Source organism: Candidatus Kuenenia stuttgartiensis, from assembly GCF_900232105.1.
Classification (GTDB): Bacteria; Planctomycetota; Brocadiia; order Brocadiales; family Brocadiaceae; genus Kuenenia; species Kuenenia stuttgartiensis_A.
In genome coordinates this window covers 421,800-433,964 of record NZ_LT934425.1, presented here as the reverse complement: position 1 = coordinate 433,964, position 12,165 = coordinate 421,800, and the positions used below count along the sequence as shown (strand labels likewise).

The 12,165-nt window shown below is 41.0% G+C and carries 8 protein-coding genes; 5 read left to right on the top strand and 3 right to left on the bottom strand.

Annotated features, from left to right (window positions below; translation table 11 throughout):
* From KSMBR1_RS02085 to KSMBR1_RS02075, 3 genes are all read left to right on the top strand, one after another.
* A complete protein-coding gene (locus KSMBR1_RS02085) occupies positions 1 to 684 on the top strand; it encodes an NAD(P)H-hydrate epimerase (protein WP_099323841.1) in 684 nt (227 codons plus the stop codon).
* Positions 685 to 860: 176 nt separating this feature from the next.
* Positions 861 to 2,702 (top strand): DNA topoisomerase IV subunit B, encoded by a 1,842-nt coding sequence (locus tag KSMBR1_RS02080; protein WP_099323840.1) that lies wholly within the window; start codon positions 861 to 863, stop codon positions 2,700 to 2,702.
* A 4-nt stretch (positions 2,703 to 2,706) separates the two neighbouring features.
* Positions 2,707 to 5,283, top strand: a complete 2,577-nt coding sequence (locus tag KSMBR1_RS02075; protein WP_099323839.1) for a DNA gyrase/topoisomerase IV subunit A — start codon at positions 2,707 to 2,709, stop codon at positions 5,281 to 5,283.
* Positions 5,284 to 5,486: 203 nt separating this feature from the next.
* Here KSMBR1_RS02075 and KSMBR1_RS02070 read toward each other — a convergent pair whose 3' ends face one another.
* Both KSMBR1_RS02070 and KSMBR1_RS02065 read right to left on the bottom strand, forming a co-directional pair.
* The gene (locus tag KSMBR1_RS02070; RefSeq protein ID WP_099323838.1) at positions 5,487 to 7,139 is read right to left on the bottom strand and encodes a DNA recombination protein RmuC; all 1,653 of its coding nucleotides are present in this window, start codon (positions 7,137 to 7,139) and stop codon (positions 5,487 to 5,489) included.
* Positions 7,140 to 7,212: 73 nt separating this feature from the next.
* Positions 7,213 to 8,211 (bottom strand): magnesium transporter, encoded by a 999-nt coding sequence (locus KSMBR1_RS02065; RefSeq protein WP_099323837.1) that lies wholly within the window; start codon positions 8,209 to 8,211, stop codon positions 7,213 to 7,215.
* A gap of 229 nt (positions 8,212 to 8,440) precedes the next feature.
* Here KSMBR1_RS02065 and KSMBR1_RS02060 point away from each other — a divergent pair, with 229 nt between their 5' ends.
* Positions 8,441 to 9,454 (top strand): NAD-dependent epimerase, encoded by a 1,014-nt coding sequence (locus KSMBR1_RS02060; RefSeq protein WP_099323836.1) that lies wholly within the window; start codon positions 8,441 to 8,443, stop codon positions 9,452 to 9,454.
* Positions 9,455 to 9,812: 358 nt separating this feature from the next.
* Here KSMBR1_RS02060 and KSMBR1_RS02055 read toward each other — a convergent pair whose 3' ends face one another.
* Positions 9,813 to 11,162, bottom strand: coding sequence for an MATE family efflux transporter (locus KSMBR1_RS02055; RefSeq protein ID WP_099323835.1), 1,350 nt, complete (start codon positions 11,160 to 11,162; stop codon positions 9,813 to 9,815).
* A gap of 591 nt (positions 11,163 to 11,753) precedes the next feature.
* On the opposite strand from KSMBR1_RS02055, the gene KSMBR1_RS02050 reads away from it, so the two are divergent.
* Positions 11,754 to 12,074, top strand: coding sequence for a DMT family transporter (locus KSMBR1_RS02050; RefSeq protein ID WP_099323834.1), 321 nt, complete (start codon positions 11,754 to 11,756; stop codon positions 12,072 to 12,074).
* Positions 12,075 to 12,165 lie beyond the last annotated feature (91 nt).

Sequence of the window (12,165 nt, the reverse complement as noted above, 5' to 3'; positions counted from 1 at the left end):
ATGAAGAAATCATTGACCCGTGAAGAAATGAGAGAACTTGACCGGAAAGCTATTGAGGAATATCAGATTCCCGGGATGCTCCTGATGGAAAATGCAGGCAGAACTGTGGCAGAGGAGGTGGTGAGAGAAACCGGTGACCTGCAGAGAGAAAAAATTGCTATTGTATGCGGCAAGGGCAACAACGGAGGGGATGGTTTTGTTGCAGCAAGACACCTTTCTAATAAAGGCATTCCGGTTGAAGTATTTATTTTTGCAAAAACAACGGATATTCCAAAGAAAAGCGACGCCGGTATAAACCTGCGAATACTTCTGAATATGAAGATACCGGTAAAAGAATATATTGATCTTCAGGCGGTAAATGATGCCATTGATAATCTGAAACGCTTTACAATGCTCATTGATGCGCTCTTTGGCACAGGATTGTCCGGAGAGGTGCGTGAACCGTTTACAACATTGATTCGTGGGATAAATACACTGAAGAAAAAAATCATAGCTGTGGATATACCATCCGGCTTAGATTGTGATACCGGCAATGTATTGGGAGCTGCAATAAAGGCAGGAAAAACGATAACTTTTGCCGCGTGCAAAAAGGGATTTTATCTGGGAGAAGGGCCAAATCATACGGGAGAGGTTGTCGTTACCGATATAAGCATTCCCGGGGAATTGCTTAGGCAAATGTGTTAATCATGAATTAATAAAAAGGAAACCACAGATTTCACAGACTTCGTCGAGAGCTCAGTCGAACGATTACACAGATTAAAAAAATCCCAAATCCCAAAATTCAAATCGTAAATCGTAACTCTCCAACGTATCTGTTTAAACCGGCAGAGTAGTAATCATATTTTTTTAAAGGATTTATCATGGTGAAGTCAGCATACACGGAAGAACATATAAAATCACTGGACTGGAAGGAACATATCCGTCTTCGTCCCGGGATGTATATTGGTAAACTTGGCGATGGGTCGTCTATGGATGACGGCATCTATGTGCTGGTGAAGGAAGTGGTTGATAACTCTATTGATGAATATGTGATGGGTTTCGGAAAGACAATAGAGATTAAAATCAGTGAACATGAGGTGACGGTGCGCGATTATGGGCGCGGCATCCCGCTGGGGAAAGTATTCGACTGTGTCGCCAAAATTAACACCGGTGGTAAATACGATTCTGAGGCATTTCAGAAATCAGTAGGGTTGAATGGCATTGGTACGAAAGCGGTGAATGCATTATCAGGTTATTTCATGGTGCAATCTATACGTGACGGCAATGCGAAATCCGTTGAGTTTTCCCGTGGCAATATGACGAAAGATTTCCCGGTTGAAAAGACCAGCCATCGAAACGGGACATTAATACAATTTATTCCTGATGAGAAGATATTTAAAAATTACCGTTTTATTCCCGATTTTCTTGAGAATCAAATCTGGAATTATGCCTACCTCAATGCCGGATTGACCATTGACTTTAACGGAAGGAAAATTCATTCCGAAAATGGTCTTTTTGATTTACTTACCCGGAAAACTGACCCGGAGACCCTGCGGTATCCGATTATCCATTCCCGCGACAGGGATATTGAATTTGCTTTTACCCATGCCGACCAGTATGGCGAAGAGTACTATTCCTTTGTAAACGGACAGCACACAACCCAGGGGGGTACTCACCTGGCCGCTTTCCGTGAAGCAATAGTCAGGACGGTACGCGAGTTTTATAAAAAGGATTTCGACGCCGCTGACATCAGGGCTTCCATTGTTGGCGCTATTAGTGTGCGCATACAGGAGCCGGTGTTTGAATCGCAGACGAAAACAAAACTAGGCTCGATTAATATCAGCCCGGACGGCATTTCCATTCGTGCATTTGTTAACGATTATGTGAAAAAAGAACTGGACGATTATCTGCATAAGCATAATGATGTTGCAGAAAAGCTTTTGAAGCGTATCCTGCAGTCTGAGCGGGAACGCAAAGAAATCGCCGGCATAAAGAAACTGGCAAATCAGAGGGCAAAGAAGGCCAATCTCCATAACAAAAAATTGCGGGATTGCCGTATACACTACAATAGCGAAAAGAATGAACAACGTTACGAAAGTTCTATCTTTATTACAGAAGGGGATTCTGCGAGCGGTTCAATTACGAAAGCGCGCAATGTGGAGACTCAGGCCATCTTCAGTTTGCGGGGCAAACCGCTTAATTGCTTTGGATTAACCAAAAAAGTGGTCTACGAAAACGAAGAATTTAATCTGCTCCAGCACGCTTTGAATATTGAAGACGGTATTGAAAATCTGCGCTACAATAACGTGATTATTGCCACCGATGCAGATGTTGACGGGATGCACATCCGCCTGCTATTGATGACGTTCTTTTTACAGTTTTTCTCCGATTTAGTGAAGAACGGGCACGTGTATATACTTGAAACACCGCTGTTTCGTGTTCGCAATAAGAATGAGACAATGTATTGTTATAACGAGGAAGAGAAACTCGCAGCGATGAATAAGATGGGTAAAAATCCTGAAATAACGCGTTTTAAAGGCTTGGGAGAGATATCGCCAAATGAATTTGGACAATTTATTGGCGAAAATATTCGTCTGCAGCCTTTAGTGCTTGGACAAAAAGATTCAATTGTTCAGACGCTGAGCTACTATATGGGGAAAAATACCCCTGACCGGCAAACATTTATTATCGAGAACCTGTCCGTTGAGAAGAATGTAGCTTAAGAGTATGGTTAATAATAAAATGTTTAAAAGTTCTTCTGAAGCAAATGGCGTCATCCATGAGGCGCTTCATGTTTCGGAAATGTACAGCAACTGGTTTCTTGAATACGCATCGTATGTAATCCTGGAAAGGGCAGTTCCTGCGTTGCTTGACGGATTAAAGCCCGTTCAGCGCCGTATTTTACATTCGATGAAACAGATGGACGACGGACGCTTTAATAAAGCAGCCAATATTATTGGCCATACCATGCAGTACCATCCACATGGAGACGCCGCTATTGGTGAAGCGCTGGTTAATTTGGGACAAAAAGACCTTCTGATTGAGACGCAGGGGAACTGGGGCGATATTTCGACGGGTGACTCCGCAGCCGCTCCTCGTTATATCGAAGCGCGTCTTTCAAAATTCGCCCTTGAAGTGGCTTTTAACAATCAAACCACCGAATGGCAGCTTTCATATGATGGCAGAAAGAAAGAGCCTGTGCTTTTGCCCATGAAATTTCCGTTGCTGCTGGCACAAGGCGCTGAAGGTATTGCCGTAGGTCTTGCTACAAGGATTATGCCCCACAATTTTATTGAATTGCTTGAAGCATCAATAGACACACTGCGCGGGAAAGAAGTAAATCTCCTGCCGGACTTTCCCACGGGAGGTATGGCGGACTTCAGCAATTATAACGAAGGGTTGCGCGGCGGCAGAATCAACGTTCGGGCAAAAATAGAGATATTGGAGAAGAAAACCCTGGTTATCCGCAGTATTCCTTACACGACTACCACGGCTAACGTTATGGATTCCATCGTAAAAGCAAATGAAAACGGCAAGATAAAAATCAAAAGAGTGGTGGACAATACCGCAAAGGATGTGGAGATAGTTGTTGAACTCCCGCCAAATGTCTCTCCCGATGTCACTATTGACGCACTGTACGCCTTTACTGATTGTGAAATATCCATATCGCCCAACGCATGCGTCATTATAGATGAAAAACCAAGGTTTCTCGGTGTGAATGAAATCCTGAAAATATCTGCAAAACACACCGTAGGTCTTTTGAAACGCGAGCTGGAGATTAAACTTGGCGAACTGCGGGAAGCATGGCATTTTTCTTCACTGGAGAAAATATTTATTGAGAAGCGCATTTACAGGGATATCGAAGAATGTGAAACATGGGAAGGGGTGATTGCCGCCATTGATAAAGGTTTGATGCCTTATAAAAAACATTTTCAACGTGAAATAAATGAGGAAGATATCGTCAGTCTCACCGAAATAAAAATTAAACGCATTTCCCGCTTCGATTCCTTTAAGGCCAACGAGGCTATTAAGGCACTGGAAGTCGAAATCAAACAGGTTGAATATGATTTAAAGCATCTTACCGAGTACGCTATTGCCTGGTTTGAAAATCTGATTAAAAAATACGGAAAGGGTCGGGAAAGAAAAACACAAATCCGCAACTTTGAAACTATTCATGTTGCACAGGTTGCCCAGGCCAATCAAAAACTGTATATTAACAGGATGGATGGTTTTATAGGCTATGGCCTCAGGAAAGAAGAGTACATTGGCGATTGTTCTGATATTGACGACATCATTGTTTTCCTGTCGGACTGTACCTTTATGGTTACACGGGTATCGGAAAAAGCATTTGTCGGAAAAGATATTATACATGCCCAGGTATGGAAAAAAAACGACGCACGCATGATATACCACATGATATATCAGGATGGAAAAGACGGTCCCGTTTATGTGAAACGTTTTGCAGTCACTTCCATTACGTACGATAAATCCTACAACCTGTCGCAGGGGAAAAAAGGCTCAAAGGTACTTTATTTCAGCGCAAACCCAAACAGCGAATCAGAGGAAGTAACGGTGGCACTCAGCACGAAAAGCGCTGCCCGCAAACTGACATTTGACTATGACTTTGCCGGTCTTGCCGTGAAGGGACGTGCTTCTATCGGGAACAGGCTTACAAAATATCCGGTTCGCAAGATACTTCATAAAAAAGCCGGAACTTCTACCCTCGGCGGGATTGATATCTGGTATGACGAGACGGTTGGAAGGCTTAATAGTGAAAACCGTGGGAAATATTTGGGCAAATTTGAAGGGGAAGACAGGATACTGGTGATATACAAGGATGGCGCATTGGAGTTGACGACCTTTGAACTGACAAATCATTATGATAATGAAAAAATTGACATACTTGAAAAATATAACCCTGAAACCATTATTACCGCGGTGTATTTTGACGGAGAATCAAAAAATTACTACATAAAACGCTTTAAAACAGAATCAGATGTTGTTGGCCGTGTCTTCTCATTCATTGGAGAAAGTGAAGGTAGTTTTCCGGCAGTTGTCACAACGGATGCAGACCCTAAAGCAGAGATACACAGCGTTTTCGGACGTAAAAAAGAAAAACGAAGTGAAGTTGCGTCTTTGAATAACCTTGTGGATGTCAAAGGATGGAAGGCAAGAGGCAATCGGTTGAGCAGTTATGAGGTAATCGACGTTAAGATGGTTGAGAACGGAAAACCAGAACCGGACCATGACGCAAAAGAAGACTACCATCAATTGAAGCTGTTTAATGATAGAGGGCCGCGGTAATTGTGAAATCCGAAACACAAAATCCGAAGCAAATTCTAATTACAAAGCATAAAATTCAAAACAAATCCAAAACTTCCTGTCTGCGTGCGACCACATACAGGCAGGCAACAATACGAAGTACAAAATTTGTAGTGCGACTAACCTCGTCTCACTACATTGTTGGAATTTTCCAAAATACTAAATTGTTACGCGCGTTTAGAATTTCAAATAATTTTGTCATTAGAAGTTGTTTCGGATTTCGCAGTTATTATTTCGTGCTTGTTTTGTTCCGGTTCAAAGTCTGTCGGCAACATAGCTGCCGGAATTTCTTTATTTGATTTTAATCCCAGATTTTTGAGTTTTAATGCTTGTCCAATTAAATTGCCGCTTCCACTATTGAGTTGTCCAATGGCTGCATTGTATGATTGTTGGGATTTATTAATATGTTTTCCAACATCTTCCAGAGTTGAAACGAATGTTACAAATTTTTCATAGAGTAAATCCCCTCTTCTTACTATTTCCATTGCGTTTTTACTTTGCATCTCTCTTTTCCATAAATCAGCCATTAACTTTAAGCAGGCAATTAAATTTGTTGGACTAATGAGTAGTATCCTTTTTTCATAAGCGTATGTCCAAAGGTCTTGATCCTTTTGAATGGATATTAAATATGCAGGCTCAATAGGAACAAACATCATTGTAAAGTCTAATGAACCCTCAAGGGCATCATATTTTTTTCCGTGCAGATCGTCTATGTGCCCATAGATTGATTTCAAATGCTCAGCCAAATGAATTGTTTGTTCGTCGGTTGTCTCTGCTGATGAAAACCTGTCGTAAGAGACTAATGATACTTTTGAATCGATAATTATTACTCTGTTGTCGGGAAGTTTCACCATGACATCGGGTCTTAAACTGTTTCCCCCTTCGTCTTTTATTGTCTGTTGTAAAAAGTATTCTCTGTCTTTTACCAATCCTGATTTTTGCAAGATACTTTCAAGAATCATTTCACCCCAGTTACCCTGCTTTTTCGCCTGACCTTTAAGTGCCGTCGCAAGATTATTAGCCTCACTGCTTACTTTATTTGTTTGTTCCACTAATTCCTTGACTTTCTCTTCAAGTGAAAATCGTTGCTTAGACTCCTTGTCATACGTTTCTTCAACTTTCTTTTTGAAGTTGTCGATATTTTCACCAAGCGGCTTTAAAAGAGCTTCAATGTTTGTTTTATTTGTTTCGGTAAATTTACCGGATTTTTCTTCCAGAATTTGATTTGCCATCTTTTCAAATTGCAAATGAGAGGTTTCCTGCATTTTAGTGATCTCTTCTTTTTGAGTCGATAGTTTTTCCGTTAGTGCAGAATTTTTGGCAGTCAGTGTGCTGTTCTCGGCGGTTATTTTCGTTATTTTGTCTGATAGTTGGACTAATGCGTCTGCTTGTTTTTGATTGAGTTCTTTCTGAGATTTCAAATTTTCTTTCAACGAATTATTAGTTGCATTTCCTTCGGCGATTTTCTGCTTTAATGAATTGATTTCATTTTGCAGAGATGTGTTTAAGGTCGTTTGCTCTGCCATCACCTTTGAAAGTTCAGCAATTCTCAATTCATTGTTTTTAACTGTTGTTTCCAATGAAGAGGATTTGGATTGAAGTCCTGTAAGCTCTATTGCTGCTGATTCATACTTTGTATTCAATTTTGAATATTCCAGTTGTTGCACTAAAAGCCTGTCCTCTGAAACCTTCCATTGTGTATTTGTTTCATGGAATTTCGCATTTAATGTTTCATAGGCTGTTTTAGAAACACTTTTTGCCTTGTTTAGCAAATAGAAAATGATGTAGGAAACTGAAAGCCCTGCTATTAGGCCGGTTAAAATTGATATTATATCCATTTTGTCTGTTTATTTCTGGTATTTCTTTAATACAATGACTGTCAACGTTTCGCGGGTATCGCTTCAGCCCTCACTACGGTTTAAGAAGATATGTCCCGAGCGAAAAATATGTGGTCAGCGAAATGATATCGGAAATTGCCAATACAAGTGGGCACGAGGCATGGGTTGGATTAATACCCATCTTCTTAAAGAGTATCGGTAAAATACATCCAAGGAAAGAAGCGGTAACGATGGTAAATAGGATTGTAAGAGACAGGACTATAGAGAATACCTGTTCATGTAGCCAGAAAAAAGACACCAGGTACATGATTCCGCCGCACAGAGCGCCTATTTTGAAACCGATGCGTATCTCGTAAAGAACAATCCCTTTCATTTTTATAGTTCTTCCAAATGAAGAAAGAGTAACCGCAACTGCCTGCGTGCCCATACTTTCTGCAAGACCTAAAATTACCGTTATAAAGAATGCGATAAAAATAAACTTGTTTAAGGTGACGCTGAACAGGTTTGCAATCAGCGCACAAGTAATTCCGCTCAGAATGTTAAAAAGTAAATAGGGGAATCGTAAAAAGGTGCTTTTGAAAACAGAAGGTTTTCGAAATTCTTCAAGTTTTATACCGATTATATTGAGCAGGTCATCCCGTGCCCGCGTCACATCCTCTTCAATTGCTATTGTGTCTTCTATTAAATTATTAACCCGTGTAACGCCAATAAGTTTTCCTTGTTCGTCAACAACAGGGAAGGCCAGGAATTTATACATTAAAAAATATTCAAGCGCTGTATCTAAAGAAGTTTCCATGAATAGTTTGATGGGGTTGCGTATCATAATATCAGAAATCTTTGCTTTTTTGGGAGAAGTGATAAGTTTTCTTAAAGGTATTATGCCCGTCAATTTTCCTTCACTATCAGTGGCATAGCAATAAAAAATATTACCAGCGAGCTTACTGTCACGGATAAATTCAAAAGCAGTTTCAATTGTACTATCTTCCGAAACAGCAAGCATTTCAGTAGAATATTTAATTTTGGCACTATAGTCAGGGTCTGAATTTCTTAATTTTTTATTGCGAAACAACATGATTGCACTATTCTTTTCTATATTAAGAATGACTCCCGTGAGTAGGAGGTAAATTTGCTAAAAGATAGTTAGGGTTGAGATTTATGATAGCGGTATAATAAAAAAACTAAATGGATAATGTCAACATCTACTTGGTTAAGTAGAGACGCATGGCCGTGCGTCTCTACAATAATGGTTGAAACTATTTAACGAATCATACTTTATAAATTTAACACAGAGGTATTTTCGGATGAAAAAGATACTTGTCACCGGAGCGGCAGGGTTTATTGGTTACTATGTTTCAAAAAAATTATTAGCATCAGGATTCAATGTTACGGGTATCGATAACATAAATGATTATTATGATACAACATTGAAACATGATAGGGTTAAACAACTTATAAATAACAAACAATTTTCTTTTCATACGTTGGACATAATTGATAAAGACGCCCTCTTATTAATTTTTAAAAAAGAAAAGTTTGATGGTGTTATCAATCTTGCCGCACAACCCGGGGTAAGATATTCTCTCATTAATCCACACGCATATATTGATAGCAATATAGTCGGATTCATCAATATACTGGAGGGTTGCAGGCAGAATAACGTACAACATCTTGTTTACGCATCTTCCAGCTCTGTTTACGGAAAGAACACAAAAATTCCCTTTTCCGAACATCACAACGTGGACCACCCCGCTTCTTTATATGCGGCAACCAAAAAAGCCAATGAACTTATGGCGCATACCTATTCCGGCATATACAACATCCCCTGCACGGGACTGCGTTTTTTCACAGTGTACGGTCCTTGGGGAAGGCCGGATATGGCTTACTTTCTCTTCACGAAGGCAATTATCGAAGGAAAACCGATCAATATATTTAATCATGGAAAAATGAAACGTGATTTTACCTATATTGATGATATTGTTGAAGGAGTAGTAAAGGTTATGATGAGGATACCTTGTAAAAATCCTGATTGGGACGGAGAGAATCCCGACCCCGCCACCAGTAATGCTCCTTACAGGGTGTACAATATAGGTAATAATAAACCGGTGGAACTCCTTAGGTTTGTTGCGATATTAGAGGAGTACTTGGGGAAAAAAGCAGTGAAAAAAATGCTCCCCATGCAGCCGGGAGATGTTCCCGTTACGTACGCAAATGTTGATGAACTGATAAAAGACGTTGGTTTTAAACCCGCGACACCAATTGAAACAGGTTTGAAAAAATTTACCGACTGGTATAAATGGTATTTCAATGTGAGATAAAGTTATTCCTAAACTGGCATAGCCAGAACCAAAGAAGCAGGAAATAAAAAATACGAAATTCGAAGTACGAAATCCGAAACAAATTCCAAAATCCTCCCCCTTATCCCCTCCAAAGGGTGAGAGTGTCCCCCGCTGGCGGGGGTGCAGGGGGTGGATTCCTTCTCGTTACCAAGCCGGAACCTGGGAACTAGAGTTTTTAAGCAAGCACGAAATGCGAGATACTAAAGATGCGCTTGTTACCAAAAATTTAATGCGCAGAAAATAAGCGCTTTAGCAATTCAATTTTTTTGTGATAAATTCATAATTTATTAAGTACCATTTTAGCAATAACTTAAACCCTGTGAACGGTGACTATTGTTTATACGATAATGGTTTTCCATCTGCCTCTTTTATAGAGAATGAAGATAGCAATGGCGCGGCATATCCAGTCGATTGCCGCTCCCAGCCATACGCCTCCCAATCCCCATCCAAGTTTGATTCCAAACAGGTAGGCAAAGGGAAGGTGCAGGCACAGTGTACCGGCAATGGTTATGAGCATCGGGCTTAATGTGTCTCCCGCCCCGCGTAGCCCACCGGAAAAAACCATATAGATTGCCAGCGCTGGCTGCTCAATGGCGGCAATCATGATGCACACGACTGCCAAAGAGAGTACATCTGGAGTGGGGTTAAACATTTTTGCCATTTGTGACGGGAAAACAATGAAAATAATGGCAAAGAAACACATAAAACAAACGGAAAAGAGGCAACTGCGTTTCATGCTTTTCAGAGCGAGAGGCACGTTATTCGTACCGAGGCTCTGTCCAACCAATGTGGCGGTGGATACCGCGATGGCGAATCCAGGCATAAACGACATTGATTCGATGCGTATGGCTATCTGATGCGCGGCCAGCGGAACGGTGCCGAGTATGGCGACAATTTTCGTGAAGAACAAAAACCCTATTTGTGTGAGAAGGGCGTCAATGGTGGCGGGAAATGAAATATGAATAATCCTCCTGATAGAGGCAACGTGTAGTTTTTTTATAGTGTTGTATTGAAGGTGCACGATGCATTTTCCACTGAAAAGCCTTGACAACAGCAAACCCGCTCCGGTCGCAAATGAAATTGCGGTTGCCCATCCCACACCTGCCACACCAAGCATGGGAAATGGCCCTATTCCGAAAATAAGCAACCAGTTGAATAAGATATTAAAACAGTTAACGATGAAAGTCACTTTCATTGGCGTTTTGGTGTCCCCCGCGCCCCGAAGGATGTCGCTGCTTACAAAAATAATGAGGCGAAAAACTAAAAAACCGGAGACAATTTGAAAATACCTCTCTCCAATATCCGCTACTTTTGGCTCCGCACTCATCAGGATAAAAATAGTCCTTGCGAAATATATCAGGAACGGCGAGATGAGTACTCCCATAAAGAGTGCAATGAGGAGCGCCTGTGACGCCACAAGTTGCGCATGGTCTTTTTCCTTTGCGCCAATGTGTCTTGCCACGATGCTTGAAGCGCCATAGCTCAAAGAGGTGGTGACCAGGGAGATGAAAAAGAATAAGGAGCCAGCCAGACCTGCAGCGGCAATGGCGTCTGTTCCGAGCCTGCCTACCATTATAGTGTCAGAAATAAAAACGCTCATATGGAGCAAGTTTTCAATAGCGACTGGTATGCAGAGTCTTAAGATATTCTTATTCAGGTTTTTTTCTGTTAGTTCAAGCAGTGGCATAGTGATTGATAAGTGTGCGTATAAGAATTTTCATAATATTTATACGGGCTGCAGGGTTGCAGTGGTCATAATGCTTGCATTTGCAAATAGATAACTAAGTTAATCCCCGTGTGTCATTGTGAGGCAGAACTGCTAAGCAGCCTAAATCCATTCATTTCTGGTTCAATTGTGTACAAGTGAAACGAAACGTTTTGTGTTGTTTACGGCTTTTGACCGTGAGCAGGATAGGCGAGACAACTGCATAAACATCTGTTTCAATTCTCCGTATCAATAGTGTTATAAATAACAAATTGCAAATTACAAATAACAATTTCCAAATAACAAATAATATCGGGATTCCAGTTGCTGAAATTCCAAGTTTTGTTATCCTTGTTTCACAAGTACTGTTTTCCATTAAAATGTGGAGTGAATATCGCAAAATAGGGTAAAATCTCCATTTTGGCAAGGTTTGTGGAGCTTGGGAACGAGATTGAATGCGTGACAATGCGCTGTAACCTGGCCGCAATTGCCCTGCGGTTTATTACCCGCCGGTAGTGCGCTGCGTTATGCGATACCGTTTTTTATCAGCCGAAAAATAAGAGGTAAGCGATAATGGCCTGGATATATCTGATTATTGCGGGTTTATTTGAGATAGGTTGGCCGCTGGGCTTAAAGCTTTCACAGACAACAGAGCACAAAGTTATGTGTGTTATATTTGCTGTTACGTCTATGGGTTTCAGCGGCGCATTCTTGTGGTTGGCGCAAAAGACAATACCGATGGGTACGGCATATGCTATTTGGACCGGAATTGGCGCTGTTGGCGCATTTATTATTGGCATAATTATGTTCAAAGACCCGGCAAATATTTTGAGGATAGTATCGGTACTGCTGATAGTGGCAGGAATAATTGCATTAAAACTGTCTTATTCGTAGTGATTTCCAGGTTGTTCCTTCCCACGTATCCCTCTTTTCGGAAATTGACTGCATAAACCTGGGGGCAGGCTACAAGGCCTAAAACCCGCGT